This is a genomic window from Pseudomonas allokribbensis (genome assembly GCF_014863605.1).
GTDB lineage: Bacteria > Pseudomonadota > Gammaproteobacteria > Pseudomonadales > Pseudomonadaceae > Aquipseudomonas > Aquipseudomonas allokribbensis.
The window spans coordinates 2,496,573-2,522,005 of record NZ_CP062252.1 but is presented as its reverse complement, the minus strand read 5'-3'; the positions used below and the strand labels follow the sequence as shown (position 1 = coordinate 2,522,005).

Sequence of the window (25,433 nt, the reverse complement as noted above, 5' to 3'; positions counted from 1 at the left end):
GCAGCCCACTGGGCGAACGCTTACAATCGTGGCCCATTACCACTATCCAGGCAGACCCGTCCGTTCATGGCGCTCGATCCCCTCACGATGCTCACCAGCGCGCTCTATCCAAGCGTGGCGGTCGCAACCGGATTCGTCTGGCCGACTACACCTGACCTATCCTTGTCTGCACCCGCATCCTCGGAGCTCGCCATGCCCTCGCCTGAATCCACCCTGCTCCAGAGCTGGCACCACAACGCCCTGGCCTGGACCGAAGCCGTGCGCAGCGGCGCCATCGAGAGCCGTCGGCAGGTCACCGATCAGGCCATTCTGCTGGCAATCATGGGGCGCCAACCCGAGCGCGTGCTCGATCTGGGATGCGGCGAAGGCTGGTTGTTGCGGGCGCTGGCCGAACGCGGGATCGAAGCGGTCGGCGTGGACGGTGATGCAACACTGGTGGAGGCAGCGCAAGCGGCAGGATCGTCACCGGTGCAGGTCGCCAGCTATGAAGATTTGGTAGAAGCGAAAGTCGACATCGGCCGCGATTACAACCTGATCTGCGCCAACTTTTCCCTGCTGCATCAGGACATCATCCCGCTGCTCGCCGCCATGAACGCCCTGCTCGTGCCCGGCGGTGCGCTGGTGATCCAGACGCTGCATCCGTGGTCGGTGGCAGCGGGTGATTATCAGGATGGCTGGCGCGAGGAAACCTTCGACGGTTTCAAGGGCCAGTGGCAACCGATGCCGTGGTATTTCCGCACCTTGTCCAGTTGGCTGAATGCGCTGGACATGGCCGGATTTCAGTTGAGCAGTCTGCGCGAGCCACAACATCCGCAAAGCCCTGTGCCACAGTCGTTGCTGATGATTGCCGAGCGCCGCGGATGAAACGCTACAGCCTTGGCTTGAGCAGAATCCCGGTGTAATGCCGTAAGAACAGAATAAAAGCCGCGCACCAGAGCACCACAGACAAGCCGAGGCCAAGACTCGAAAACGGCACCAGCAACACCCGGCAACCTGCCGCGATCAGCACCAGCGCAAAACCCAGCACCACGGCTTTCGGTGGCTGCAACAGTCGCCCGGTATGGCCGAGGCTGACCCGCGCAATCATCGCCAGAATCAAGCCACCGACACCGCCAACGGCCAGCGCATGAGTCGCCAGGCTTTGCTGGCCGAGCAGTCCCAGATGCCAAGCCGCCATGGCCCAGATCGCCAATGCCATCCAGCCGTAAGCCAGGTACAACGACCAGAGCAGCGGCACGCGCCAGATCCCGCGATCATGCCAGCGGATCAGCCGCAGTATTTGCAAACTGCCGGTGAGCGCAAACAGTGCTGCCAGCCACAGTCGTGGCGAATCATTGAGACCAGCTGCAAAAGTGACGGCTGTCAGCAGACTGCCGATCAATAGCAATCGTGTTGGCAGTGGATTGGCAGCCTTCACGGGTGGATGGTTCAAGCCACGCTGGATAAAGAACGGAATCACTCGCCCGCCAATCACTGTCATCAGCGCCGCAATCAGCCACAACGCGCCCAGCACGCCTTGGCGCTGCAAACCGGTGTCGTCGTTGAACAGGCCAATCAAGGTCAGCGCCTGACAACCCGCCATCAGCGCGAGCACCAGCACAATCGGGTAGTTGTCGCGTTTGCGCGCGGCGATCAGATCCCGCGCCAGCATCACCGCCAGCAGCGGCAGAAAAACCCATTGCAGCGCGAGGATCAATCCAACGGGCAACGGCATCCACCAGGCCACGCGCCCGAGAAGCCAGGCCGACACCAAAGCGATCAACGCCCCGCCGCGCACGCCGGGAGTCCCGGTCCAGTTGGGCACCGCCGTCAGCAGAAACCCGGCAACGATTGCCGCCGCGAAACCGAACGGCATCTCATGCCGATGCCAGGCGAGCATGCCGCCCGCCGGTTGCAGATCGAACCAATGGCCGTAAAGCCACAGGCCCCAGATCAGCACCGCCAGAGCGGCGAATCCGGCCCCGGCCAGAAACAGCGGCCGAAAGCCCAGGCTGAACACTGGCGCCGCCGCGAGTCTGCGCATCTCAGGCCACCGCCAGTGCGGGTGACTGGCCCAACCGATACTGCGACAGCAGGCGCATCACATAGCCGATCTTGATCAGCGTCGGGCCGACGATGGTCATGGCGTGCATCGCCACCAGCAACGCAATCGGCATAGGGCCCTGATACAGATAAGCGCCGTAAATCCCGGCCAGCAACATGACCAGACCGGCAACGAGCACTTTGCTCGACAGGTGCAGAACGTTCAGCGGACTCTCGAAGACAGTGAACATGTTTCGTACTCCTGAGCGGATCAGTTTGTACGTTGAACAATTCAACTTGCGTGCCAGATTTTTAGCCCAGCAATATCAGCCAGTTGCGAAAACACGAGTCAATTTGACACAAATACAAAAGAGTCTTTATGACACCAATCAAAGTCAATACGACTACACCTCATCCTCACAACAGCCAACCACTCGATCCACGGCACCGCCAGCTGAGCCCAGACTGACTACGCTATTAATCCAGCGTGTCCAACCTGCCGAGGATGACTGCCATGCAACGCTTTCAGAAGCTGACCCCGTGCCTGTGGTTCGACGATCAGGCCGAGGCGGCGGCCAAGTTCTACTGCTCGATCTTCGATCACTCGAAAATCACCGCCCTCACCCACTACAGCAAGGTCGGCCAGGAATTCCACGGCCGCCCGGAAGGCTCGGTGATGACCGTCAGTTTCGAACTCGACGGCCACAGCTTCACCGGGCTCAATGGCGGGCCGGTGTTCAAATTCAATGAAGCGGTGTCGTTTCAGGTCAATTGCCAGACCCAGGAAGAGGTCGACCACTTCTGGGGCAACCTGTCTGCCGGCGGCCCAGTGGAAGCCCAACAGTGCGGCTGGCTCAAGGACAAGTTCGGCGTGTCGTGGCAGATCGTGCCGGTGGCGTTCATGCACATGATGACCGACGCCGACCAGACCAAGGCCCAACGGGCGATGCAGGCCATGCTCGGGATGAAAAAACTCGACATCGCCGAACTCGAACGAGCCTTCGCCGGCCAGAGCTAATACACTCGGGCACTGGCCTGCCGAGAACCACAATGATGAAAGCTGTCGCCAAGAACCCCGAACAAGCCCCGCGCTTCTGGCGCGACGACGCCCTGCCCTTCATCGAAGCGCGGGCCATCGCCGATGGGCGTGAGGTCTGCTACTCACGGCACTCCCACGCGCACTTTTCCATCGGCGCGATCACCGCCGGGCGCAGCACTTATGTGCATGAGCAATCATCGTTCGAAGTGGCGGCCGGCACCGTGGTGCTGATGAATCCGGGGGACGTCCACGCGTGCAACCCGATCGACGATCAGCCGTGGTCGTATTTGATGTTGTATGTGGAAACGCCGTGGCTGACGGATCTGCAGCATCAGTTGGGGTTCAGTGCGGAACTTGAGTTTCGGCGGTTTTCCGATACCCATTTAAATGATGCTCGTCTGTTTCGCGATTTGAATGCGTTGTACGGCGTGTTGGTCGACGAGCAGCAAGACGTGCTGCGCAAACAGAGCGCAGCGGTGGAGTTTTTCAGCGACCTGCAACTGCGCCTGAACCCGATCGAACCTCCGTTGCGCGAACCGAACTTCAAACTCGAACGCGCCGCCGACTTCATCCGCCAACACTGCACCGACCTGCTCAGCCTCGACGACATCTGCGTCGCTGCCGAGCTGTCACCGTCCTACCTGATCCGCGCCTTCAAACTGCACTTCGGCATGACGCCCCATGCGTTTTTGGTTAACCAGCGCATCCAGTTCGCTCGCGAGTGTTTGCGTCGCGGGCATTTGATTGCGGATGTGGCACTGGAGGCGGGGTTTGCCGATCAGGCGCATTTTCAGCGGGCGTTCAAGCAGCATCTGGCGGCGACGCCGGGACAGTATCGGGGATAACAACAAAACGACCCGCATCGCTGCGGGCCGTAAGGGTAATCAGCAACGTCATTGGTCATGACTTTGCTGCAGGTAAATAAACAGGTAAATAAATGCGTCCCCTTTTTGGCACCTTTTTGGCCTAAATCGGAACGAGAATAAATGCATCGTAGCGGGTATCCAGATCAGCATAACAAGCGACTCCTGCCGGAGCGATCCAAAGCTGGCAAGTATTGGCCGGGCACCCCGAATCACTGCACACTCTATAAACGACGCCAGCCGGCAGCGGCCAGAATTGCGGTGGACCGTAAACCACAGACATGCCCCCCAAGGCGTTGACCACGGGTTCTGCGCCAGGAATGCTTCTTATCCAGTTGAGCGACTCCGAATAATTGAGTTTGGTAACGCCGAACTCCAACTTGAACACTTTAGTGACGAAAACACGGTAACTCAGGGATGTTACTCCGTCAGTGGCCGTGATTACCCCACTACCGTGACGATATCCGGTAACGTCACCGGCTGAGTTAACACCAACTACAGCCGGGTTATTGGAGCTGTAAGTGACAGGGCCCACACCGTATACAGCTGCGCGTCTCTGAGTATTGCCCGGGAAGGCGTTGCCGTTTTTCTGCCATGGGGTTTCAACTCTATATCCATTCAGGTTCATGTCGCCTTGATCGATTTGCAGGGTGCGACGAACCACAAATGACCGGATCGCCGAAACTGGATTGTTAGCGTATAACGCTCTGACCTGAATATCTGTTCGCGTGTCGTAATTGAATCCGGACAATGCTTGGGAGTAGCTACCATCCGGCTTCGTTGTCAGCGTCGCTTTCAATTGGCCATTGACCAGAATCTCTACCCGCAGATTTGCGCTTGCTTGACCGGTTACGTTGACGGTGTCCGCTATCGTTGGTCCGTTATGCGGAATTTCGACCTTACCTGGCTCCGTAGTCACCGATTCGATAGTTGGATTGACGAGTGCCACCACAGTCAGGGTATGAACATTGGAGTACACCGTCCCGGGGTGATACAGCGACTGAATGTAAAATCGATGGGCGCCCTGCGCGACCGTGATGGTGATCGAATAGTCTCCCGCCGCGTTGGCGGTCACCTTGCCCAACGGCTTCGCGCTCGCACCGCTGCCATCGTACAACTCGCCCTGCTGGCCAGGGCTCAGCTTGCCGCTGATCACCAGCGTGGTCGCCGTGGTGAATCCTGCGTTCGCAACAGGTTTACCGGTGGCGGTGTTCTCGTTCACGTTGGCGATGGTCGGTACAACGAGAGCAACAACAGTCAACGTCCAGACATTGGAGTACACCGTCCCGGGGTGATACAGCGACTGAATGTAAAACCGATGGGCACCCTGCGCGGCCGTGATGGTGATCGAATAGTCGCCCGCCGCGTTGGCGGTCACCTTGCCCAACGGCTTCGCGCTCGCGCCGCTGCCATCGTACAACTCGCCCTGCTGGCCGGGGCTCAGTTTGCCGCTGATCACCAGCGTGGTTGCCGTGGTGGTTCCTGTGTTCGCAACAGGTTTACCGGTGGCGGTGTTCTCGTTCACGTTGGCGATGGTTGGCGCTACGAGCGCCACAGCCTTGACCTTGTAGACCCGATCCGGAAACTCCAAGGCCGTCGCTCTGACATTGCTCATGTCCATCGACACCGCAAACTTGATGCGCAGTGAAGTGCCATCTCCCAGTTGCTTCAGGTAACTGCTCACCAGTGCGGCAGGCCAGAAACCCTGACTGACCCAAGTCGGATTGACCCGCGCCGGCAGGCCATTCCACAAGACCAGATTGTGCGCCGTACCGTCCGCCTTCTTGCCCTCCAGCGAAAGCCAGCACGGCATGCCATCTGCAATAAGCGTAAAGAGCAAGGCGTGAATCGTGGCGTTCTTCGTGCCCAGCGCGATAACGTCAAGCACGTTATTAGCATCCGCTTCCAGAATTTTCGGCGGGATCAGCGCCGTTGCGGGCAATGGCAGGATATTCAGTGGCAAGACTTGCGATGAGGTCGAGACACCATTGCGCTCGATGACATAGGTAACCTTGACCGCTTTGCCCAGGCTGTAGGCCAGCACCGAGCGTGGTACCGGAAACTTCAGGCCGGCACTGACCAGCCGTTGCGCACTTTTGAATGACGCCCCCGGCGCACTGATTGCGCCCTCCCATTCGACGTAGACCTTGTCGCTGGGTAGCAAAGTGCCCGCAGGCACCACTACCTCGACATTCTGCAAGGTCGGACTGAAGTTGTTGCCTGTCTGCCCCGTGACGGAGGGGGGCGGTAACACAAGTGTGTTGGCGGTGATGACGATGGAGGTCGTCGGCGACACTCTGAGGTTACTCAGTTGATCTTTTAGGGTGGCGCTCACTGAACGAGTACCGTCACCGATCTGCTGGAGGTCAAGAGCCGTCAAGGTATAGGTGACCGGGTTGGCAGGATGGACATAGGGAATGGTTTTACTCCACGAGCCTATGGTCAGTTCCACTTCGTCAAATTGGCGCGGGTCGCTGCGGGTTAAAGTGACGGTAGCCGACTGCCCTGGACCGATGCTGGGCGGATGATTCACTGTGATAGTGGAGACCGGGTTATTGAACAGCACATTCAGTATCGGGGTGGATTGATCTTTATTACCGCTGACCCGGGTGACTTCGTAGTACAGCGTATTGAGGCCATCCTTCAACACTCCCCAAGGCAACTCCATAAAAATGCGGTCATTCTCTTCGCCCGGTTTGATAGGCTTGATCACGGATGTCGCCTGGCTGTTGACCCACAGCCTTACGGAGTCACCTGCCGCGAAGGGAGTAGAAAACAACGTGACCGGGTCGATCACCATGAAGAGTTTGGTGGATGGCGAATGAATGCTTTCGGGAATGCCGAGATGGTAGGCCCCTGGCGGTTGCAGGTTTTCTACTGCGCCCGGGATGGCCATCGGATACAGCTGGAGCAAGGCGCTGATCTGTGTCGAATTGACGTTGATGCTCATGTTGTTCTCCTGGCGCGCAGTCAATAGCCATCTTCGGGGCGAAACTCATGACACCGCGAAAGGAGAGAACCGTCACCTGTCAGATCTGACAGGTGAGCGTGGTTTCAAGACGAATGGTCATCGGTGAACGGTTTTCCTGCAGACACAAAAACGGCCCCGCAAAGGGGCCGTTTCAGTTTCAGCCCTCAGGGCCGAGGTTCAGCCGCCACGTCCTGGTTATCCAGCACCCGATTCACCGCCAGTTCCGCCAGCATGATCAGTTGCCCGATGCCCAGCAGCACATGCCGCTGCGGCGCATCGATCATCCCGGCGAAATCGCTGGCCATGGTTTTGGCCGAGGTCAGGGTTTCGCAGGCGTCGGCCAGCAGTTCTTCGTTCGCGATGCCGGGGGCGATGAGGTAGCGGGAGTTGGGTTTGAGCAGCGGCTTTCTGGGGTGGAACGGATTGAGGTAGTGATCGAGGGCGCGTTCGGCGGCTTCGTGGAATTTCTTTGAATCGAGGGTTTCGTAGGGCGAGGTTGTATCTGTTTCAGGCGGGTTTGGCGTTGGCTTGATCATGGTGAAGCTCCTTGATAGGCGGAGCTGCAACCGTTCGCGGTCAATCGAAACAGGTGGCAGCTGTACGCGGGTTGACCGACCGGGAATCAAGGAACCCGGCATACCCGAAGGTATCCCGCATACAACCGCCATAACACGAACAGCCACGAGAGCTGAACGGAAACGGCACGCTGGCGCCTTGATTGAGTCGGACGGTCAAGTCCGGTCGCTGATTCGTCAGCGACCGACACACGATAGAACCCGGCCCCAAGGCCCACAAGCCGGCGGATTCTGGCGGATGCGTAGGCAAAGGCGCAAGGCGTTGTGGCTTGCCGGAAGCATCCTTAAACACCTTTAAACCTAACGCCCGCCCGCTCACGGCAGCAACAAATACCCTGCACTAATCGCCAATAACGCCGCCATCACCCGGTTGAACAGGCGCATCCCCGCAGGGTTGCCGAGATAGCCGCGCAGAAACGTCCCGGCATACACCCAGCAACCCACCGACAGATAACAGATCACCAGATACACCGCAGCAAACTGCCACACCAGCCGCGCCTCGCCATCGGCCACGAACGCGCCCATCCCCGCCACGCAGGCCAGCCACGCCTTGGGATTGAGCCATTGCATCACCGCGCCGTAGAGCATCGACGGCGCCCTGCCCGATTCTCCCGTATTCAACTGACCGTTATCGGTGGCCAGTTTCCAGGCCATGAACAACAGAAACGCCACCCCGGCCAGTTGCACCACGCGGGTCAGCGACGGCCACAGCGTAAGCACTTCATGCAATCCCAGCCCCATCAACACCAGCAACAACACAAACCCCAGCGTCGCCCCCGCCACATGCCGTTGGCTGGCACGAAAACCGAACTGCGCACCCGAACTCAACGCCACGATATTCACCGGCCCCGGGGTAATGGACGCGGCCAGGGCAAACGCCGCCATCGACACAATCAGACTCATCGCACACCTGCTTCAAATCGAGGAACAAGGCGCTCACAGTAGCCAGCACACCACCCGGCGGTATTGAACGAAATTACCCCCGTATCCGTAGACCCACTACGCTGTAGCTCTGCGACCACTCTCGACTGGAAGTCTGCCCTCGATGATTCTGATTCTGCTGCCCGCCGCCGATTACGACCCCACCGAAAGCAGCGTGCCCTGGCAGGCATTGCGCAACGCGGGCATCGAGGTGCGTTTTGCCACGCCGCAAGGCTTGCCCGCCCACGCCGACCCGCGGCTGGTGGACATCGGGTTCGGTCTGTTGAGTTCGATGCTGATGACGCGCAAGGCCGACCTCGACAGTTACACGCAGATGATCGAATCCGAAGCGTTTCGCCAGCCGCTGGCGTATGCCGATGTCGACACGACCCGGTTCGACGGTTTATTGATTCCCGGCGGTCATGCCAAGGGGATGCGCACGCTGTTGGAGTCCACGCAGGCCCAGCAGATCGCCCTGCAATTTTTCAAGGCTGAAAAACCCGTGGCAGCGGTGTGTCATGGCGTGTTGTTGCTGGCCCGGACGCTCGATCCGGAAACCGGGCGTTCGGTGTTGTTCGGGCGCAAGGTCACCGCGTTGCTCGCGGCAACCATGGAGCTGCCGGCGTGGCTGATGACCTCGTTCTGGCTGGGGCGCTACTACCGCACCTACAAACAGACGGTCGAGGCAGAAGTGAAAACCGCACTGGCCAGCAAGGCCGATTTCATACGCGGCCCACTCATCGCCAAGCGAGATTGCGCGCAGGCACCCCTCGCGGGATTTGTGGTGCGCGACGGCCAATTGCTGACGGCGCGCTGGCCCGGCGATTGCCATCGATTCGCCGCCGAATGGGTGGCACTGTTGCAGGCCACCCGTCGCGAACCGCTGCTCAGTCCAGACGTGGCACGGTGAAGCGAAATTCGCTGCCCTGTCCCGGCTCGCTCTCGGCAACAATCCGCCCGCCATGGGCCTCGACGATGCCCTGCGTGATGTACAGGCCCAGCCCGGTGCCGGTCGGGTTGCCGTCCTTCACCGTCCAGTAACGGTCGAACACGTGCGGCAAGTGATCCTTGGGAATGCCTTCGCCGCTGTCGCGCACCGTAAAGACGATGTCGTCGCCGACCGATTTGGCATACACATCGACCGTGCCCAGGCGCGGGGTGAACTTGATCGCGTTGCCGACCAGATTCGACAGCACCTGAAACAGTCGCTCAGGATCGGCATGGATGCTCAGATCGGGATCGGCCTCGAACGAAATGCTGATGTCCTTGTCCAGCGCCAGTGGCGCGAGCAGTGATTGGGCTTCTTCGAACATCTGCGCAACGTCGAGTTTCTGCGGCGCGATGGTGTAGCGCCCGGCGTCGATTTTCGAGGTATCGAGCAAGTCCTCCAGCAGCGTGTTCATGCGCCCGGCGGCTTGTTGCATGGTGTCGATAGCCGTCGAGATACGTCGCGAGGTGTGCGGCCCGTCTGAGCTGAAAGCCTTCTGCATCATGCCGCACAGCATCGAGATCACGGTCATCGGGTTGCGCAGATCGTGGGAAACCACAGCGACAAGCTCATCACGGGCGCGCACCGCTTCCTGCTCGCGGCGCACCTGACGGGCCAGATCATTTTCCAGCGCCGAGCGACGCAGGTCGTTGGCAGCGAACAGATCGCCGTGGCTCCACTTGGTGGAAATCCCGGCCATCTCGACCTTCCAGATTTCGAACGAAGTACGCGGTCGCAGACGCAGGCCCGCGTCGGAGTTTTCCAGATCCAACGGCTTGCGCGGGTCACCGCTCCAGTTAATGTTCTCTTTGACTTCGGGCCGGAACCACAGAACGCCGTTGTCCACCGGTTTGGGCAGGCTCATGGCGAGCACACCGCTGGCGACCTGCTGATAGTGCGCCGCCGGCGGATAGACGCTGGCCAGATGATGACTGGCAAACACCGGCTCGCCGCGTTCCTGCAGCCACTTGTGCAGGGCACGAATCTCCTCCGGCTCCGGGCAATTGCCGTAACGGTGCAACTGCTTGTCTTCGATGATCGCGATGCCACCGGCATTGGCCAGTGCCATCAGGACCTGCGGCTGGTTGGCCAGGCCATCGAAGACGTTCTGAGGGGAATCAATCATCGCCTGATTGAGCAACGCCAGCGCCTCAACTTTTTCCTCGCGTTGACGGCTGACTTCCAGCGCTTCCATCGCGCTGATCTGCAACGACAGCACCTGGCCGATGGTCTGGCAGGCCGTGCGCAACTCGTGCGGCACATGCAGCGGCTGGCGATTGCCGCAACTGATCAGGCCCCAGAGCCGGTCGCCCTTGAGCAGGGAAATGCTCATCGAGGACAGCACGCCCATGTTCTTCATGTACTGGCAGTGGATCGGCGACACGCTGCGCAACGTCGCGAAGCTCAGATCCAGCGGGGTCTGGGTGTCCGGGCGCAACTTGGGCAGCAGCGGCACCGGTTGGTAGTCGGCATTCGGGATGATTCGCAGCCAGTTGGTGCGGTACAGCTCGCGGGCCTGCTCGGGGATATCGGACGCGGGGAAGAACAACCCGTTGAAGACTTCCATCGACGGGTCGGACGCTTCGGCGATGACCTGACCGTGGCCCTCCTCCTCGAAGCGATAGATCAGCACCCGGTCGTAACCGGTCATGGCCTGGATTTCCTTGACGCTGATGTCGTACAGCGTTTGCAGGCTCTGGGCCTTTTGCAGGCGCGCAAGCATCCGCCCCAGGTGGGTTTCGGTGCCGGCGACGTTGCGCGGCTGGAAGTTCTCGACGTGGATTTCCAGCTCCAGAATCAGCACATCCTGATGCCGGTGCAGCAAGCCTTCGAACGCCGTGCCATTAAGGCGAAAGTGCAGCGGCGACGCGTCGGACAGGGTCGGCTGCTGCAAGGCTTCGCGAACCTGCGCGGCATGGGCATCGCCGATCAGGCTTTGCAGTGGCTGGCCAATCAGTTCTTGTGCCGGGCGCGCCAGCAAAGTCTCGACGTTGGCGCTGATCTGAATGATCGAAAGGTCAGGCTCGCTCAGGGTCAGCAGCAACCCGTGAGGCTGGATCGCGCCGGGAAAACGGATCGGCTCGTCGGCGCAGTTGGCCAGCAACTCTTCAAAGGCTTCTTTGTCTTGCGGGGTCATACCAGAACCTCCTGGCTTTCGAGCCAGCGCTCGAAACAGCTGAATGTGGTGTGGGCGGCCGCCACGACGGCTTCGCGCTCGTCGGCGTCCATCGGGCGACTGCCCAGGTATTCGATGAAGTCGCGCCAGCGCCGGCCGGTGGCAACGCCGTAGATGTCCAGAAACGCCGCGCCGTTGTCCGCGCCCAGGCTCAGCCGCGAGGCGATTTCCCGGCGCAGGATCTGCCCGCCGAGAGTTGCGCCTTCCAGCACGTACAGCACGCCCAGGCACGCGGCGGCAGAGTCGATGACGGGCAACTGGCGGCAGATCGAAAAGTCCCCGTCGTTCGCGCCCAACGCTTGCAGATCGCGTTGCAGGGTCGGCGCCTTGAGGCGCGAAACCAGATCGAAATCGGCAGGGATCTCGCCGCTGTCCTGCAATGCACTTTCCAGTGGCTGATAGAAGCCGTAATAGGCGCGCATCAGTCGCTCGAAGGCTTGCAGATCAAGGGTGTCGGAGAAGAAAGGAAGGCGTTTTTCCAGAGCAATGTGCAGTTCGGCCGTGCCGGCGCGCAGATCCTGCAACACCGGTGGTACATGAACCTCGCGGGCCTTTGCTTGCATGTAGGTCGCTCGTACAGTGGGCCGCCTGGGGCCATGGGGGAATGGAATAGCGTGGCGCGAAAGCTTACACGGCCAAGGCGTTTTCTGACCGGTTGATGGGTTTTTCTGCCGATTCCATCACCCTGTGACGAATTCAGAGTTGGCGGGGCGGCAGAAAGTTCGAACGGATTCGCGCCCGGCAATCGCTGTACCGCGACTCCGCAGCCTGACTGTACGGTTCCGGCCCGCCGCCAGCATGATAAAAATAGCCGTCCCGCCACCGGAGCCCGCGCCATGGATCTCGCCACCCTTTCCCTGTTTCTGCCCGCCTGTTTCGCCTTGAACATGGCACCCGGCCCGAACAACCTGCTGTCGGTCAGCAACGCCACCCGTTACGGCTATCGTCGCGCCTGTGTGGCGGGTGTCGGTCGGTTGCTGGCGTTTGCCGGGATGATCGCCCTCGCGGCGGCGGGGCTGGCGGTGGTGCTGCAAACGTCCGAGCTGTTGTTCTACGGGATCAAGATTGTCGGCGCGGGGTATCTTCTGTATCTGGCGTGGCAGCTGTGGCGAGCGAATCCGGCTGCAGAAGACGCCGTTACTGCGCCGGCAAGTGGGCTTCTGGCCCTGGCACGTCAGGAGTTTCTGGTGGCTGCAGGTAATCCCAAGGCAATCCTGATCTTCACCGCCTTCCTGCCGCAATTCGTCGACCCGAATCGCGCCATCACCCCGCAGTTCATGCTGCTGGGCGTGCTGTTCCTGCTGCTGGAGTGGATCGCCATCAGCGCCTACGCGTACATGGGCCTGCACATGCGCCGCTGGTTCGCCGAGCCGCGCGGCAAACGGATTTTCAACCGTTGCTGCGCGGGGCTGTTGTCGGCGGCGGCTTCGGTGTTGCTAATGGCCAAGCGGGCCTAAGCTTCGGACGGGCCTTTGAGCTCGACCTGATTGCCGTCCGGATCAAAGCAATACAGCGACAGGCCGTTGCCCTCGGCGCCGTAACGGGTGGAGGCCTTGTCGACGGACAACCCACAGGCTTGCAGGTGACTGATCAAAGCCTCTTCATCGAACGGCTCGATGCGCAGGCAGAAATGATCGACATTGCGCCGTTCGCTGCCGGCAGCGGCGCCGCCCTTGCGGCCGATTTCGCCGTCGAGGTCGACCAGATCGATCATCGACGTGCCGGCACGCAGGTGCACCAGACCGAATTTTTCGTTGCGCTTGACCACTTCGGCACCGAAGACCCGGTCGTAGAAATCAATGCTGCGTTGCAGATCCGCAACGCGCAGCACGATGTGATCGATGTGTTGAATCGTGAACGGTGGCATACAGGCAATTCCCGAGTTGTAGCGACCCGATCACTGTAGTGCAGCGGCCCGAAAATTCATTGTCGATTTTTCGGTGGAGCCATCGAATAACTGGTTTTATCCTCGGCCCATGAACATACAGACCGCTGCCCTGCCCCCTCACGCCGAAATGGTTCGCGCCATGCTCGCAAGCGACACTGCCTATGAAGGCGTGTTCTTTACGGCCGTGAAAACCACCGGGATCTTTTGCCGCCCTACCTGCACGGCGCGCAAGCCGAAACCGGAAAACGTCGAGTTCTTCGCCCACGCTGACGACTGCCTGTCCGCCGGTTACCGCGCCTGCCTGCGCTGCAAACCGCTGGACGCTGCAGCCATCGCCCCGGACTGGGTGCAACGGCTGTTGAAAGCCGTCGACGCCGATCCGGAGCTGCGCTGGAGCGATGCGCAATTGCTCGCCGAGGGCATCGAACCGCTGAAGCTGCGGCGCTGGTTCAAGCAGCATTTCGGCATGACCTTTCATGCGTGGCTGCGCACCCGCCGGCTGGGCGTGGCGTTGGGTGGGATCAAGCAAGGCACCTCCATCGACCACGCGGCGTTCGACTCCGGTTATGAATCTCTCAGCGGTTTTCGCGATGCGTTTCAGAAGTCGTTCCACATCACGCCGGGACGCGCAGCGGCCAGCGAACCGCTGTTGTTCACCCGCCTGACCACGCCGCTGGGGCCAATGATCGCCATGGCCGAGCGACGCGGGCTGGTGTTGCTGGAGTTTCTCGACCGCCCGGCGCTGACCCGGGAAGTCGAAGAATTGCAAAACCGCTACGGCTACGTGGTCGCGCCGGGACACAACGCGCATTTGCAGCAGATCGAAAACGAACTGGCGCTGTACTTCGCCGGCAAGCTGAGCGAGTTCAGCGTGCCACTGCACCTGCCCGGCAGTGAGTTTGCCCGTCAGGTCTGGGCCGAACTGCGGCAAATCCCCTACGGCCACACCAGCACTTACGGCAGCATCGCCGCACGGCTGGGCAAACCCGGCGCCAGTCGCGCGGTGGGGCTGGCCAACGGGCACAATCGGCTGTCGATCGTGGTGCCGTGCCATCGGGTGATCGGTGCGGACGGCTCGCTGACCGGCTATGGTGGTGGACAACCGCGCAAGGCGTTTTTGCTCAGGCTGGAAAACGCTGCCGTGCAACTGACGCAACCGCTGGCTTTCTGAACAACCGACAAGAAGGGATTTCGATGAACGCGCTCGACACACAGTTTCACCAGTTGCACCACGATGGCCTGCTGATCCTGACCAACGTTGCCGACGCCACGGGCGCGCGACTGGTCGAACAACTCGGCGGCAAGGCCGTCGCCACCAGCAGCGCCGCGGTGGCCTGGGCCCACGGTTACCCGGATGGCAACACCCTGCCGCTGGAGCGCTTGATCAGCACCGTGGAGTCGATTGCCCGTGTCATCAAGGTGCCGTTGAGTGTGGACATCGAGGCCGGTTACTCCGATGACCTCGACCGGGTCGCCGAAGTGATCGATGCGGTTGTCGCAGCAGGCGCGGCCGGGATCAATATCGAAGACGGCAACGGCACGCCGGAACTGCTGGCGCGCAAGATCGAAGTGGCACGGCAAGTCGCCGACAAGCGCGATGTGAAGCTGTTTATCAATGCCCGCACCGATGTTTACCTCAAAAGTCTGGTGCCAGCCGAGGATCGCGTCGCCGAAACCCTGCACCGCGCGGCGCTGTATCAGGCAGCCGGGGCCGATGGTTTGTTTGCCGCCGGCGTGACGTCCGCCTACGAAATCGAAGCCATCTGCAAGGGCACATCACTGCCGGTCAACGTCCTCGGTTTTGCTTGCCTGCCCTCCCCCGATGAGTTGAAAACCCTCGGTGTACGCCGCCTGAGCGCCGGTTCCGGTATCGCCGAGTTCCTCTACGGCGCCATGGGTTCACTGGTGAAAAGTTTCCTCGCCAGCGGCAAGCTCGATACCCATGACCTCAAGGCCTTCACCTATGGCGAAGTCAACGGTCTGCTGAAGTAAGCCATGCCCGATCCCTACCAACCGGCCAGCGAGTTTCTGGCCAGCCTCGACGCCGACTGGCAGCGCCACATCGCTGCGGTCGGCCCTTGCCTGCATCAACCGCATCCGGCGCGCGATCCCTATGAATCGCTGGTGCGGGCGATTGCCTATCAGCAACTGCATGCCAAGGCTGGCGATGCGATTGTCGGGCGGTTGGTGGGGTTGTTTCCCGGGCAGACGTTTCCGCGTCCGGAGCAGATTCTGGCGACGGACTTCGATCGGTTGCGCGGTTGCGGGTTTTCGGCAGGCAAGATTGCGACGATTCAGGGGATTGCCCAGGCGACCCTGGACGGCGTGGTGCCGGATTACTCGACCGCGCTGGCGATGGAGGATGAGGCGCTGATCGAGCGTTTGGTCAGCCTGCGCGGGGTTGGCCGCTGGACGGTGGAGATGTTGCTGATTTATAGCCTGGAGCGGCCGGATATTTTGCCGGCGGATGACTTTGGTGTGCGCGAGGGGTATCGGCGGTTGAAGGGGCTGGAGGTGCAGCCGACGCGCAAGCAGATGATTGAGATCGGGTTGGGCTGGCGTCCGTTTCGGACGGTGGCGGCTTGGTATTTGTGGCGGGTGCCAAAAGCGCCCTCACCGTAAGTGAGGGCGGCTTTCAAAGGCCCGATTTCAACCGACTGAACGCCCGAATCAAAGCCCGATTGAACGCCTTGCCATTATCATTCTTGCTATACAAAGAAGCCCTCACCGCCTCAGGCGGATACGTCCCCGGATCATTACGAATCGCAGGATCAATCAACCCGTCCGCCGCCGTAATCGCGTTGGCGTAGTGAATGGTGTCAGTGATCGGCGCGATCACCTCGGGCGTCATCAGGTAATCCATCAATGCCAATCCGGCCTCGGGGTGCGGTGCGTCCTTGGGAAGGACCATGGCGTCGAACCAGATCAGCGTGCCCTCCTTCGGAATCCGGTAATTCAACTTGAATGGTTTGTGCGCCGCCTCGGCCTGGCCCGCCGCAATCGCAACGTTGCCGTTCCACGACATCGCCACGCAGGTGTTGCCGTTGGCCAGGTCGCTGATGTTCAGGTCGTTGTCGAAGTAGCGAATGTACGGACGGATCTTCGCCAGTTGCTGCTCGGCGAGTTTCAGGTCATCCAGGCTCTGGCGGTTGATGTCCAGGCCCATGTACTTCATGACCGCCGCGAACACTTCGTTCGGATCGTTGAGCAGGCTCACCCCGCAATCGGCGAATTTCGACACCACCGCCGGATCGAACAGCATCGCCCAACTGTCCCGTGGCGCCTCCGGCAAGCGCTGCTTCACGGCTTCTTCCTGATAGCCGACGCCAGTAGTGCCCCAGGCGTAGATCCCGGCGTAGCGGTTGCCCGGATCGAACACCGCCATGTGCTGGCGGAATTCGTCCCCAACCCCGGCAAAATGCGGGAGCTGCTGCTTGTTCAAAGTCTGGATCGCGCCGCTCTCGATGGCTCTCGACAGGTGCTGGCCGGCGGTCAGCACCAGGTCGTAGCCGCTGCGGCCGGTGAGCAGTTTGGTTTCGACGGTTTCCAGCGAATCGAAGTGATCGGCGACCACCTGAATCCCGGTTTTCGCCTCGAAATTCTTCAGGGTATCCGGGGCCAGGTACTCGCCCCAGATATACAGATTGACCACCGGTTTCGCCGTCTCGGCAGCCTGCACACACAGGGGTGCAAGCACCAGCAATAACGCTTTACTCAGTTTGTGCAGGCCCATGGTCAGGCTCCTTTTTTCTGGCCGGCGTATTGCGGCATGGTGATGCACGCGACGTTGCCGCCACCGAGCAGGATTTCCCGGGAGTTTTCGATACCGACGATCTTGTGCTGCGGGAACAGTTCGGCGAGGGTCGCCAGCGCCACCTGATCGTTGCGATCACCGAACAACGGCACCACGATCGAGCTGTTGCCGGCGTAGTAGTTGATGTACGACGCACAGATCTTGGTGCCGGCCTGACGGGTGTGGGTGCTGTCCTGCTGATCGAGGCCTTCGGCTTCTTCGGCGGTCCACTCCAGCACGTCCGGTTGCGGCAGCTTGTGCACGATCAGCTCGCGGCCACGGCTGTCGCGGGTGCTGCGCAGGATGTCGTAGGCCTCCTGATAGATTTCCCATTGCGGATCGTCACGGTTGTCGGTCCATTGCAGCACCACTTCGCCGGGGCGCACGAAGCACGCGAGGTCGTCGACATGGCCGTCGGTTTCGTCGAACTTGCAACCGCGCGGCAGCCAGATCACTTGCTCGGCGCCGAGGTAATCGGTTAGCCGGCGGGTGACTTCGTCCTTGCCCAGGTGCTGGTTGCGATTGCGGTTGAGCAGGCATTGCTCGGTGGTGAGGATGCTGCCCTGGCCGTCGCTCTGAATGCCGCCGAGTTCGGCAATCAATGGCGCGCGATAACGGTCGAAACGTTCGATTTCGAGGATCTTGCTGGCGATCTGATCGTCCTTGTCCCACGGGTAGTAGAGGCCGCCATCGAGGCCGCCGTAGGCGTTGAATTCAAAATCGACGCCACGCACTTCACCGCTCTGATCGTTGACCACAAAGCACGGGCCGCTGTCGCGAAACCAGGTGTCGTTGCAAGTCATCTCCACCACCCGCACTTGCGGTGGCAACTGGCGGCGGGCGGTGGCGAACTGGGCCGCCGAAGCGCAGACCGTCACCGGTTCGCTGTGGGAGATCGCGGTGACGATCTGCACCCAGACTTTCTGTGCCGGTTTCGCACCATTGCGCCAGACGTCGGTGCGCTCCGGCCAGCCGAGCCAGCAACCGGACTTGGCTTCGAATTCGCCGGGCAGACGGAAGCCGTCGAGTTTCGGGGTGGTGTCGAGCAAACGTGCCATGGTCAAACCTCGTCATCGGGATGGGAATGACCTCAGGCTACGGTCGCGAGCGGTCGGCTCGCCAACGATGATTATTTCGGAACAGTTGAATTCAACTCATCAATCCGCCAGTTGATCGTTGAACCATTCCAGCATCTGCGCCACCGCCGGACGCTCCAGCCGCACCCGCTCGCAGACCAGCGCGTATTGGCCCAGCGCAGTCATGCTGGAGGTGAACGGTCGCACCAGACGCCCGCTCTGCAAATCCTCCTGCGCGGTGAGGTTGTCGCCCATCGCCACGCCCTGCCCTTGCGCCGCCGCTTCCAGCGCCAGCCCGGCATGGGCGAAATACAACTGGCGTTCCGGGCGCAAATCGCCGGCATGGCTGGTCAGCCACGCGGTCCAGGTCTTGCCGTCCTGATCGTCGTGCAACAGGCAATGCCGGGCCAGGTCCTTCGGGGTTTTCAGGTTGCCCTGGTTGAACAGGCCGGGGCTGCACACCGGGAAGAACTGCAACGCCGGCAACGGACGGACGAAATACGCGCTGCTGTCCACCGGGCCGGTGCCGTAGGTGATCGCCAGATCGATGTCCTCGCCGGGCGCCGTGGCGTCGATCGGTTGTTCGTAGAGGTGCAAGGTGATGTGCGGATAACGCGCGTAGAAGTCGGTGAGACGGTTCATCAGCCACTTCTGCGCGAGTTCTGCCGTGACTGCTAGCCGCAGAACGGCGAGCGAGGACGGATCGCGCAACTCGTCGCAGGCATCGCCGATCAGTTCGAAGGCTTGTTGCAGGCTCTGCATCAAGCGCCCGGCGGCGATGGTCGGGCGAATCTGCCGGCCCTCGCGAATGAACAGCGACATGCCCAGTTGCTCTTCGAGTTGGCGAATCTGATGGCTGACGGCGCTGTCGGTGACGCACAGCTCCGCTGCGGCCCGGCCGAAATGCGCGTGGCGGGCGGCGCATTCGAAGGTTCGCAGGGCGGCCAGGGAAGGTAGTCGGCGCATGGGTTGGGTCCCTTTTTTGCGCCCATGCTGACCGGGCTTTTCGCGGGCGTCCAGTTGCACCGCGTTATCGTTCGGCCGGGATTGAGCCGGTAGCCGCCTTCACAGTCTTTGACAGTTTCCCGACAAAGCTGCCAAAGATTGCCGGCCAGCCCCCGCCTAGCATGGCGCATCCACATTTCCCTCGGGTGCCCCATGCCGGTTTCGTTGCGTACGTTCTCGCTGTCCCTGACCTCCCTTTGCCTGCTGCTGCCCGGCGACTCGCTGCGCGCCGAAGACTGGCACACCACACTGCGCGCCGGGGCTGCCAGTGCGCCGCGCTACAGCGGCAGTGATGAGCGGGTGGTGGCGCCATTGGTGGGTGTCGAAATCGTCAGCCCCTACGGCGTGTTCCTCGACACTAGCCGAGGCCTGGGCTGGGGTTTCGATGAAGAGGATTTCGGGCTCAGCGTCTACGTCGGTGCCAGCGACGTGCGCAAGGATCGCAAGACCGGATTCAAAGGCTCGGACGAGCTCAACGGCATGGGCTCGATCAAATCGCGCCCGGTGATCGGGCTCGACGGGACGTATCACATGGGCCCGATCATTCTCGGCGCGAGCTTCGAACATGCGCTGGAAAAGGATGACGATGACCACGACACCGGTTCGGCCTGGAACCGCCTCAAGCTGAGCATCAGCGCGCCGTTCTACGAAGGGCGTTTCGGCAAAGTGGTCGGCGGTCTGAACAGCCAGTTTGGCGACAGCAACTACATGCGTACCTGGTACGGCGTCAGCGATGCGCAGGCCTCGCGCAGCCAGTTCCGGGCGTACAAGGCCCGCGCCGGGTTGATCAGTCGCGGCGCGGACCTGACGTGGTCGTTGCCTCTGGACAAACAATGGAGTGTCTCGACAGTGCTGGCGGTGCAATACCTGAACCACGAGGCGGCCGACAGCCCGATTGTCGAACGTCGGCTGCAGACCTCCCTCGCCGGGCAAGTGGCCTACACCTTTTGATCGCGCTCAGAACAGCTCGCTGAACGGAATGAAACGCAGTGGATCACCCATTCGCAAGGTGCTGTTCTCCGGAATTTCCACCAGCCCGTCAGCCCAGGTGGCGCCGAGCAGAACCCCGGAACTCTGATTCGGATACAGCGCCGCCTGCCCGCCCTCCAGGCGCACCCGCAGGTACTCGCGGCGACTGCCGGGTTTCGGCCAGTCGAACCCGGCATTGACGGTGAAACTCAGCGGCATCACCTCTTCCACGCCTTGAATGCGCAGCAGGTACGGGCGCGCCAACAGGCCGAACGTCACCAGCGCCGAGGTCGGATTGCCTGGCAGACCGATCACCGGCACCGTGCCGAAATGGCCAACCGTCAACGGTTTTCCGGGTTTGATCGCGAGCTTCCACAGCAACGGTTTGCCGTTGTCGCGCAGCACCTGGCCGAGGCAGTCGGCATCGCCGGCAGACACGCCGCCCGTGGTCAGAATCAGATCGGCTGCCACTTGCAGCTGCTCAAGCTTGAGCCGGGTCTGTGCCGGGCGATCGGGAAGAATCCCGGCGTCGATCACTTCGCAACCCAGTTCGCGCAACCAGTGATCGAGCAAGGTGCGATTGCTGTTGTAGATGCTGCCGGGACGCAACGGCTGGCCCGGTTCCACCAGCTCGTCACCGGTAGAGAGCAGCGCCACACGCGGTCGGCGCACCAGCGGCAAATGGGTCATGCCCTGCCCCGCAGCCACCGCCAGTTCGAACGGGCCAAGGCGTTTGCCGGCGCGCAGCAAGGTGTCGCCGACGCGGTTCTCCTGGCCCTGGGCACGGATATTCTGGCCAACCTTCAGCGGTTGCAGAAACCGCACCCGGACATCCTCCAGCACTTCGACGTTTTCCTGCATTTCCACGCAATTGGCGCCCGGCGGCAGCGGTGCGCCGGTGAAGATCCGCGCGCAGGTACCGGGCAGCAAGGCGTCCGGCGCCAACCCGGCGTAGACCCGTTGCGAAACATTCAATGGCTGGCGGTGCAGATCGGCGAGGTTCAAGGCGTAACCGTCCATGGCACTGTTTGGCCATGGCGGCAGATCGAGGGTGGCGACCAGATCGCTGGCCAGTACTCGTCCGCGTGCCTCATTGAGCGGCACTGATTCGCTGTCCGGCAGGCGTTGTTCATTGGCCATCGCCAACAGTTGGTCGAGGGCGTCTTCGACCGGCATCAATGCAGCCTTGCTCATCCGCGTGGCCCGCAGGCTTGCACCGGTTTGAGGTGCGGGACGAAGTTACACGGGCGGTGACGGTTATCCAGTTGCTCGGCGAGGATGCCTTCCCACGCCGTGCGGCACGCGCCGGTAGAGCCCGGCAGGCAGCACACCAGCGTGCAGTTGGACAGGCCCGCCAGCGCGCGGCTTTGTACGGTCGAGGTGCCGATGTCGAGAATCGAGATCGCGCGGAACAGTTCGCCGAAACCGTCGATCTGTTTGTCCAGCAGGCACGCCACCGCTTCCGGGGTGCTGTCGCGGCCGGTGAAACCGGTGCCGCCGGTGATCAGTACCACTTGGATGTTGTCGTCGGCGATCCACTGCGCGACCTGAGCGCGAATCTTGTACAAATCATCCTTGAGCAGATTGCGTTCACTCAGCGTGTGGCCTGCCTCCAGCAAACGACTGACCAGCAACTGGCCGGAAGTATCGCTGGCGTAATCGCGGGTATCGCTGACCGTCAGCACGGCAATATTCAAGGGAACAAACAAGGCATCCGCTTTAACACTCATGGCACTCTCCGGCATTCGCCAATTCAATTGGGCCAGAGCCTAAGTGCCACTTATCAAGACTGTCTAATCACTCTAACCAACCGCATTATCGACCCGCTCTATCGGCTATTTTTCCACGAACGTCGACTACCGTTCGCGCCAATGAAACCGGCCGTCATCGAAACCCTCGATAGCCTCTTCAACGCTTCCGATTGGACGTAAAACGCGATCAATGGGATCGTCACCCCCTGCGCTTTCCGTGCGCCGTACGCATCTGCGTCAATACTCAATCAAAATTCTCAATCGAGCAGGTGCCATCGTGGACATCAAACAACTCAAGTTCCTGATCGCGCTGGACGAAACCCGTCACTTCGGCCAGGCCGCCGCGCGTTGCCACATCACCCAGCCGACCCTGTCGATGCGCCTGCGTAATCTGGAAGACGAGCTGGATCTGGTGCTGGTCAATCGCGGCCAGCGCTTCGAAGGTTTCACCCAGGCCGGCGAACGCGTACTGGCCTGGGCCCGCACCCTGCTGGCCGCCCACGACGGGTTGTTTGCCGAAGCCGCCGCCTGCCGCGGGCAACTCGTCGGCAGCCTGCGCCTGGGGCTGGTGCCGCTGAGCAACTTCAATCCGGTCAATTACATTCAGGGTTTGTCCGCGATCTATCCGGAGCTGAAATACAGCCTGTCGTCGCTGAGTTCCAACGAAATCATCGAAGGCCTGGGCAACAATCAGCTGGACCTGGGCGTGTGTTATCTGGATCACGTCAACCCGAACTACTTCGATTTCTTCGAGATCGGCGAAACCCGCGTCGGCCTGCTCTACGACACCCGCCACTTCCATTTCGAAGGCCCGGAAATGAGCTGGGAAGATGCCGCCGAACTGCCGCTGGGGATGATCACCACCGGCATGCATTACCGCAAATCCATCGACCTGAGTTTCCGCAGTCGCGGCCTCAACCCGCAGCCGATCATGGAAAGCGACTCGACCTATCAACTGTTGCAGGCGATTCACCAGGGTTTCTGCTGCTCGATCATGCCGCTGGACAGTGGTCTGCAAGAGCCGATCGAACACCTGGCCTTCATTAACCTGCCGGATGCGAGCGTACTCGCGCCGCTGGGGCTGGTGATGCGCAAGACCGAACCGCGCTCGGCGATTGCCGAAAAGTGTTTTGCCGAGGCGCGCAAGATGTTCGGGATCGAGGCGCCTGCCGTTTAACACCCCCTCAAGTAGCCTGAAACGTTGCACTTCGGTGCAACGCTTTCAACTTCGCCAGCAGTGATCGACCAATCCAATCACTGCATCGGAACAAGCGATTGGACGCACTTTTCGCTGCCCCGTAGCCTGAACTCACTTCAGCGCTTCGGGGACTTTCAAGATGCTGTGCCAAGTTGAACAACTCATCGAACCGGGCGACGCCAACGCCCCCGCGCCACAACCTTCGCCAGTGGCTTACCGCGAATACCTCGACGATGCGCCTGTGTCCCACGCGGCGCTGGCGGCGGAGATCGCATTGGCCATCAGCTACAACGGCTTGAATCAGGCGGTGATGATGGTCTCGCCGGGCAACATCGAGGACTTCATTCGCGGCTTCAGTCTGAGCAACGCCATCGTCGACAGCCTCGACGATATCCACGACATCCGTTTGACTCACTTTGACCAGGCCTGCCAGGCCGACGTGCAGATTTCCAGCCGCGCGTTCTGGGCCCTGAAAGATCATCGCCGGCAGATGGCGGGCACCAGCGGTTGCGGCCTCTGCGGTGTGGAAGCCCTTGAACAGGCGCTGCCGCAACTGGAGATCCTGACGCCGACACCGTTGCCACCGGCCGCGCATTTCGAGGGCATCCGCCAACGCATCGAACAGGCCCAGCAACTGGCCCGCAGCAGCGGCGCCCTGCACGCGGCGTTGTACTTCGACGCCGACGGCGAAGCGCTGCTGTGCCGCGAAGACATCGGCCGCCACAACGCCCTCGACAAGCTGATCGGTGCCCTGCAGTTCGAAGGCCTCGATGCGCGTCAGGGCTTCGTCGTGGTCACCAGCCGTTGCAGTCTTGAACTGATCCACAAAGCGGTGCGCGCCCGTCTTGGCACCCTCGTCAGCCTGTCCGCCCCCACCGCGCTGACCGTGCGCTGGGCGCTCAAGCACCGCTTGAACCTGATCCACGTCCCGCACCGCAACGCCCCCCGAATCTACAGCCCGATCCAGGAGCAAACCCCATGAGCGACACCCTCACCCACCTCGACGATCAGGGCCGCGCCAACATGGTCGACGTCAGCGACAAGGCCGCGACGCGCCGCGAAGCCACTGCCCAGGCCTGGGTGCAGATGCGTCCTGAAACCCTGCAAATGATTCAGTCCAACGGCCACCCCAAGGGCGACGTGTTCGCCGTGGCGCGGATCGCCGGGATTCAGGCGGCCAAGCGCACCCACGAGTTGATTCCGCTGTGTCATGCGCTGTTGCTCAGCTCGATCCACGTCGAACTCAAGGCCTGCGAACCGGACCGCGTGCAGATCACCAGCACCTGCCGCCTCACCGGCCAGACCGGCGTCGAACTCGAAGCCCTGACCGCCGCCAGCGTCGCCGCGCTGACGATCTACGACATGTGCAAAGCGGTGGACCGGGCGATGGTCATCGGCGACATCCGTCTGCTGAGCAAACAGGGCGGCCGCTCCGGCCACTTTCAATGGGAGAACCCGCAATGATTCTGATCAACTACTTCGCCAGCTACCGTGACCGGCTCAATCTGGGCGGTGAAAAGATTCCGGCCAGCAGCGCCCTCGCCAGCGTAGAGGACGTGCGGCAGATGCTGATGCAGCGTGGCGACTTGTGGCGCGAAGTGCTCGGCGCCGGCAACCTGATGTGTGCGGTGAATCAGGAGTTGTGCCAGCCGGATCAGGCCATTGAGGATTTCGACGAGATCGCGTTTTTCCCACCGGTCACGGGGGGGTGAGCCATGGGCGTTCGAGTCCAGCGTAAAAGCTTCGATGCCGGTCAGTTGATTGCGGATTTGCATGCACGCAATCCACGGGTGGGCGCGGTGGTGAACTTCATCGGTTACGTGCGTGATCTGAATGTCGGCCAAACGGTTAACGAACTGTTCCTCGAACACTATCCGGGCATGACCGAGAAGGCTTTGGAACAGATAGCCGAACAGGCCCGCGAGCGCTGGCCGCTGTTGGCGGTGGAGATCGTGCATCGGGTCGGCGCGCTGTCGGTGACCGATCCGATCGTGTTTGTCGGCGTCAGCAGCAAACATCGGCATGCGGCGTTTGAAGCCTGTGCGTTCATCATGGATGTGCTGAAGACGCGTGCGCCGTTCTGGAAGCGTGAGTCCACGCCTGAGGGCTCGCATTGGGTTGAGGCGCGGGAGAGTGATCAGAATGCGGCGTTTCGCTGGAGTCTGGCGCATGCCTGACGGGGCACTGTCGGATGCAAC

The 25,433-nt window shown here is 61.3% G+C and carries 27 protein-coding genes; 14 read left to right on the top strand and 13 right to left on the bottom strand.

Going from position 1 to position 25,433, the window contains the following annotated elements; genetic code table 11:
- Positions 1–192: 192 nt before the first annotated feature.
- Positions 193–864: a class I SAM-dependent methyltransferase gene (locus IF199_RS11660; protein WP_192560456.1), complete on the top strand. Its 672-nt coding sequence runs from the start codon at positions 193–195 to the stop codon at positions 862–864.
- Between the two features lie 4 nt (positions 865–868).
- Here IF199_RS11660 and IF199_RS11655 read toward each other — a convergent pair whose 3' ends face one another.
- Positions 869–2,023, bottom strand: a complete 1,155-nt coding sequence (locus IF199_RS11655) for an NnrS family protein (RefSeq protein WP_192560455.1) — start codon at positions 2,021–2,023, stop codon at positions 869–871.
- 1 nt (position 2,024) lies between these two features.
- A complete protein-coding gene (locus IF199_RS11650) occupies positions 2,025–2,273 on the bottom strand; it encodes a transmembrane sensor/regulator PpyR (RefSeq protein ID WP_192560454.1) in 249 nt (82 codons plus the stop codon).
- A gap of 263 nt (positions 2,274–2,536) precedes the next feature.
- Between IF199_RS11650 and IF199_RS11645 the strand changes: the two genes are divergently transcribed.
- Together IF199_RS11645 and IF199_RS11640 are read left to right on the top strand one after the other, a co-directional pair.
- Complete coding sequence (locus IF199_RS11645) at positions 2,537–3,040, top strand: VOC family protein (RefSeq protein WP_192560453.1); 504 nt, start codon at positions 2,537–2,539, stop codon at positions 3,038–3,040.
- 32 nt (positions 3,041–3,072) lie between these two features.
- Positions 3,073–3,906, top strand: coding sequence for an AraC family transcriptional regulator (locus tag IF199_RS11640; protein ID WP_192560452.1), 834 nt, complete (start codon positions 3,073–3,075; stop codon positions 3,904–3,906).
- Between the two features lie 121 nt (positions 3,907–4,027).
- Here IF199_RS11640 and IF199_RS11635 read toward each other — a convergent pair whose 3' ends face one another.
- The 3 genes from IF199_RS11635 to IF199_RS11625 all read right to left on the bottom strand — a co-directional run bounded on the left by IF199_RS11635 (position 4,028) and on the right by IF199_RS11625 (position 8,373).
- Positions 4,028–6,874 carry a hypothetical protein gene (locus IF199_RS11635; protein WP_192560451.1) on the bottom strand — a complete coding sequence of 949 codons (2,847 nt, stop codon included), beginning with the start codon at positions 6,872–6,874 and terminating at the stop codon, positions 4,028–4,030.
- 185 nt (positions 6,875–7,059) lie between these two features.
- Positions 7,060–7,431 carry a DUF6124 family protein gene (locus IF199_RS11630; RefSeq protein WP_192560450.1) on the bottom strand — a complete coding sequence of 124 codons (372 nt, stop codon included), beginning with the start codon at positions 7,429–7,431 and terminating at the stop codon, positions 7,060–7,062.
- A gap of 354 nt (positions 7,432–7,785) precedes the next feature.
- Positions 7,786–8,373, bottom strand: a complete 588-nt coding sequence (locus IF199_RS11625; RefSeq protein ID WP_192560449.1) for a LysE family translocator — start codon at positions 8,371–8,373, stop codon at positions 7,786–7,788.
- A 142-nt stretch (positions 8,374–8,515) separates the two neighbouring features.
- On the opposite strand from IF199_RS11625, the gene IF199_RS11620 reads away from it, so the two are divergent.
- Positions 8,516–9,301, top strand: a complete 786-nt coding sequence (locus IF199_RS11620; protein WP_192560448.1) for a type 1 glutamine amidotransferase domain-containing protein — start codon at positions 8,516–8,518, stop codon at positions 9,299–9,301.
- Here the strand turns inward: IF199_RS11620 and IF199_RS11615 are convergent.
- On the bottom strand, positions 9,279–11,516 hold the full coding sequence (locus tag IF199_RS11615; protein WP_192560447.1) for an ATP-binding protein: 2,238 nt from the start codon (positions 11,514–11,516) through the stop codon (positions 9,279–9,281). The genes IF199_RS11620 and IF199_RS11615 overlap by 23 nt on opposite strands.
- On the bottom strand, positions 11,513–12,118 hold the full coding sequence (locus IF199_RS11610; protein ID WP_192560446.1) for a biliverdin-producing heme oxygenase: 606 nt from the start codon (positions 12,116–12,118) through the stop codon (positions 11,513–11,515). The genes IF199_RS11615 and IF199_RS11610 overlap by 4 nt, the downstream gene beginning before the upstream one ends.
- 273 nt (positions 12,119–12,391) lie before the next feature.
- On the opposite strand from IF199_RS11610, the gene IF199_RS11605 reads away from it, so the two are divergent.
- Positions 12,392–13,012 carry a LysE family translocator gene (locus IF199_RS11605; RefSeq protein WP_192560445.1) on the top strand — a complete coding sequence of 207 codons (621 nt, stop codon included), beginning with the start codon at positions 12,392–12,394 and terminating at the stop codon, positions 13,010–13,012.
- Here IF199_RS11605 and IF199_RS11600 read toward each other — a convergent pair.
- Positions 13,009–13,422, bottom strand: a complete 414-nt coding sequence (locus tag IF199_RS11600; RefSeq protein WP_192560444.1) for a VOC family protein — start codon at positions 13,420–13,422, stop codon at positions 13,009–13,011. The two genes, IF199_RS11605 and IF199_RS11600, sit on opposite strands and share 4 nt — an antisense overlap.
- 109 nt (positions 13,423–13,531) lie before the next feature.
- On the opposite strand from IF199_RS11600, the gene IF199_RS11595 reads away from it, so the two are divergent.
- The 3 genes from IF199_RS11595 to IF199_RS11585 are packed head-to-tail and all read left to right on the top strand — an operon-like array spanning position 13,532 to position 16,065.
- Complete coding sequence (locus IF199_RS11595) at positions 13,532–14,614, top strand: bifunctional transcriptional activator/DNA repair enzyme AdaA (protein ID WP_192560443.1); 1,083 nt, start codon at positions 13,532–13,534, stop codon at positions 14,612–14,614.
- 23 nt (positions 14,615–14,637) lie between these two features.
- Positions 14,638–15,435 carry an isocitrate lyase/PEP mutase family protein gene (locus tag IF199_RS11590; protein ID WP_192560442.1) on the top strand — a complete coding sequence of 266 codons (798 nt, stop codon included), beginning with the start codon at positions 14,638–14,640 and terminating at the stop codon, positions 15,433–15,435.
- Between the two features lie 3 nt (positions 15,436–15,438).
- Complete coding sequence (locus IF199_RS11585; RefSeq protein ID WP_192560441.1) at positions 15,439–16,065, top strand: DNA-3-methyladenine glycosylase family protein; 627 nt, start codon at positions 15,439–15,441, stop codon at positions 16,063–16,065.
- Positions 16,066–16,078: 13 nt separating this feature from the next.
- Here IF199_RS11585 and IF199_RS11580 read toward each other — a convergent pair whose 3' ends face one another.
- From IF199_RS11580 to IF199_RS11570, 3 genes are all read right to left on the bottom strand, one after another.
- Positions 16,079–17,176, bottom strand: coding sequence for an extracellular solute-binding protein (locus tag IF199_RS11580; RefSeq protein ID WP_192560440.1), 1,098 nt, complete (start codon positions 17,174–17,176; stop codon positions 16,079–16,081).
- Between the two features lie 2 nt (positions 17,177–17,178).
- Positions 17,179–18,294 carry an agmatine deiminase gene (gene aguA / locus IF199_RS11575; protein ID WP_102621919.1) on the bottom strand — a complete coding sequence of 372 codons (1,116 nt, stop codon included), beginning with the start codon at positions 18,292–18,294 and terminating at the stop codon, positions 17,179–17,181.
- Positions 18,295–18,393: 99 nt separating this feature from the next.
- Positions 18,394–19,278: a LysR substrate-binding domain-containing protein gene (locus tag IF199_RS11570; RefSeq protein ID WP_192560439.1), complete on the bottom strand. Its 885-nt coding sequence runs from the start codon at positions 19,276–19,278 to the stop codon at positions 18,394–18,396.
- 192 nt (positions 19,279–19,470) lie between these two features.
- On the opposite strand from IF199_RS11570, the gene IF199_RS11565 reads away from it, so the two are divergent.
- Positions 19,471–20,268 (top strand): MipA/OmpV family protein, encoded by a 798-nt coding sequence (locus IF199_RS11565; protein ID WP_096820500.1) that lies wholly within the window; start codon positions 19,471–19,473, stop codon positions 20,266–20,268.
- Between the two features lie 6 nt (positions 20,269–20,274).
- Here IF199_RS11565 and IF199_RS11560 read toward each other — a convergent pair whose 3' ends face one another.
- Positions 20,275–21,480 (bottom strand): molybdopterin molybdotransferase MoeA, encoded by a 1,206-nt coding sequence (locus tag IF199_RS11560; protein WP_192560438.1) that lies wholly within the window; start codon positions 21,478–21,480, stop codon positions 20,275–20,277.
- Entirely contained in the window at positions 21,477–22,016 is a 540-nt protein-coding gene (gene moaB, locus IF199_RS11555) for a molybdenum cofactor biosynthesis protein B (RefSeq protein ID WP_192560437.1), read from the bottom strand. The genes IF199_RS11560 and moaB overlap by 4 nt, the downstream gene beginning before the upstream one ends.
- A 298-nt stretch (positions 22,017–22,314) precedes the next feature.
- Between moaB and IF199_RS11550 the strand changes: the two genes are divergently transcribed.
- From IF199_RS11550 to moaE, 5 genes are all read left to right on the top strand, one after another.
- On the top strand, positions 22,315–23,214 hold the full coding sequence (locus IF199_RS11550; protein WP_096820498.1) for a LysR family transcriptional regulator: 900 nt from the start codon (positions 22,315–22,317) through the stop codon (positions 23,212–23,214).
- A 160-nt stretch (positions 23,215–23,374) separates the two neighbouring features.
- Entirely contained in the window at positions 23,375–24,217 is an 843-nt protein-coding gene (fdhD, locus tag IF199_RS11545) for a formate dehydrogenase accessory sulfurtransferase FdhD (protein WP_102621923.1), read from the top strand.
- The gene (gene moaC, locus IF199_RS11540) at positions 24,214–24,699 is read left to right on the top strand and encodes a cyclic pyranopterin monophosphate synthase MoaC (protein ID WP_085698780.1); all 486 of its coding nucleotides are present in this window, start codon (positions 24,214–24,216) and stop codon (positions 24,697–24,699) included. Before fdhD ends, moaC begins: the two co-directional genes overlap by 4 nt.
- Positions 24,696–24,947, top strand: coding sequence for a MoaD/ThiS family protein (locus IF199_RS11535; RefSeq protein ID WP_096820496.1), 252 nt, complete (start codon positions 24,696–24,698; stop codon positions 24,945–24,947). The genes moaC and IF199_RS11535 overlap by 4 nt, the downstream gene beginning before the upstream one ends.
- Before the next feature lie 3 nt (positions 24,948–24,950).
- Complete coding sequence (moaE, locus tag IF199_RS11530) at positions 24,951–25,412, top strand: molybdopterin synthase catalytic subunit MoaE (RefSeq protein WP_192560436.1); 462 nt, start codon at positions 24,951–24,953, stop codon at positions 25,410–25,412.
- Positions 25,413–25,433: the final 21 nt, after the last annotated feature.

What these genes read in the sequence shown, in the direction of transcription:
- IF199_RS11660 (WP_192560456.1), top strand. Translation starts at nt 193, where the DNA reads ATGCCCTCGCCTGAATCCACCCTGCTCCAGAGCTGGCACCACAACGCC.
- IF199_RS11655 (WP_192560455.1), bottom strand. Translation starts at nt 2,023, where the DNA reads ATGCGCAGACTCGCGGCGGCGCCAGTGTTCAGCCTGGGCTTTCGGCCG.
- IF199_RS11650 (WP_192560454.1), bottom strand. Translation starts at nt 2,273, where the DNA reads ATGTTCACTGTCTTCGAGAGTCCGCTGAACGTTCTGCACCTGTCGAGC.
- IF199_RS11645 (WP_192560453.1), top strand. Translation starts at nt 2,537, where the DNA reads ATGCAACGCTTTCAGAAGCTGACCCCGTGCCTGTGGTTCGACGATCAG.
- IF199_RS11640 (WP_192560452.1), top strand. Translation starts at nt 3,073, where the DNA reads ATGATGAAAGCTGTCGCCAAGAACCCCGAACAAGCCCCGCGCTTCTGG.
- IF199_RS11635 (WP_192560451.1), bottom strand. Translation starts at nt 6,874, where the DNA reads ATGAGCATCAACGTCAATTCGACACAGATCAGCGCCTTGCTCCAGCTG.
- IF199_RS11630 (WP_192560450.1), bottom strand. Translation starts at nt 7,431, where the DNA reads ATGATCAAGCCAACGCCAAACCCGCCTGAAACAGATACAACCTCGCCC.
- IF199_RS11625 (WP_192560449.1), bottom strand. Translation starts at nt 8,373, where the DNA reads ATGAGTCTGATTGTGTCGATGGCGGCGTTTGCCCTGGCCGCGTCCATT.
- IF199_RS11620 (WP_192560448.1), top strand. Translation starts at nt 8,516, where the DNA reads ATGATTCTGATTCTGCTGCCCGCCGCCGATTACGACCCCACCGAAAGC.
- IF199_RS11615 (WP_192560447.1), bottom strand. Translation starts at nt 11,516, where the DNA reads ATGACCCCGCAAGACAAAGAAGCCTTTGAAGAGTTGCTGGCCAACTGC.
- IF199_RS11610 (WP_192560446.1), bottom strand. Translation starts at nt 12,118, where the DNA reads ATGCAAGCAAAGGCCCGCGAGGTTCATGTACCACCGGTGTTGCAGGAT.
- IF199_RS11605 (WP_192560445.1), top strand. Translation starts at nt 12,392, where the DNA reads ATGGATCTCGCCACCCTTTCCCTGTTTCTGCCCGCCTGTTTCGCCTTG.
- IF199_RS11600 (WP_192560444.1), bottom strand. Translation starts at nt 13,422, where the DNA reads ATGCCACCGTTCACGATTCAACACATCGATCACATCGTGCTGCGCGTT.
- IF199_RS11595 (WP_192560443.1), top strand. Translation starts at nt 13,532, where the DNA reads ATGAACATACAGACCGCTGCCCTGCCCCCTCACGCCGAAATGGTTCGC.
- IF199_RS11590 (WP_192560442.1), top strand. Translation starts at nt 14,638, where the DNA reads ATGAACGCGCTCGACACACAGTTTCACCAGTTGCACCACGATGGCCTG.
- IF199_RS11585 (WP_192560441.1), top strand. Translation starts at nt 15,439, where the DNA reads ATGCCCGATCCCTACCAACCGGCCAGCGAGTTTCTGGCCAGCCTCGAC.
- IF199_RS11580 (WP_192560440.1), bottom strand. Translation starts at nt 17,176, where the DNA reads ATGGGCCTGCACAAACTGAGTAAAGCGTTATTGCTGGTGCTTGCACCC.
- aguA (WP_102621919.1), bottom strand. Translation starts at nt 18,294, where the DNA reads ATGGCACGTTTGCTCGACACCACCCCGAAACTCGACGGCTTCCGTCTG.
- IF199_RS11570 (WP_192560439.1), bottom strand. Translation starts at nt 19,278, where the DNA reads ATGCGCCGACTACCTTCCCTGGCCGCCCTGCGAACCTTCGAATGCGCC.
- IF199_RS11565 (WP_096820500.1), top strand. Translation starts at nt 19,471, where the DNA reads ATGCCGGTTTCGTTGCGTACGTTCTCGCTGTCCCTGACCTCCCTTTGC.
- IF199_RS11560 (WP_192560438.1), bottom strand. Translation starts at nt 21,480, where the DNA reads ATGAGCAAGGCTGCATTGATGCCGGTCGAAGACGCCCTCGACCAACTG.
- moaB (WP_192560437.1), bottom strand. Translation starts at nt 22,016, where the DNA reads ATGAGTGTTAAAGCGGATGCCTTGTTTGTTCCCTTGAATATTGCCGTG.
- fdhD (WP_102621923.1), top strand. Translation starts at nt 23,375, where the DNA reads ATGCTGTGCCAAGTTGAACAACTCATCGAACCGGGCGACGCCAACGCC.
- moaC (WP_085698780.1), top strand. Translation starts at nt 24,214, where the DNA reads ATGAGCGACACCCTCACCCACCTCGACGATCAGGGCCGCGCCAACATG.
- IF199_RS11535 (WP_096820496.1), top strand. Translation starts at nt 24,696, where the DNA reads ATGATTCTGATCAACTACTTCGCCAGCTACCGTGACCGGCTCAATCTG.
- moaE (WP_192560436.1), top strand. Translation starts at nt 24,951, where the DNA reads ATGGGCGTTCGAGTCCAGCGTAAAAGCTTCGATGCCGGTCAGTTGATT.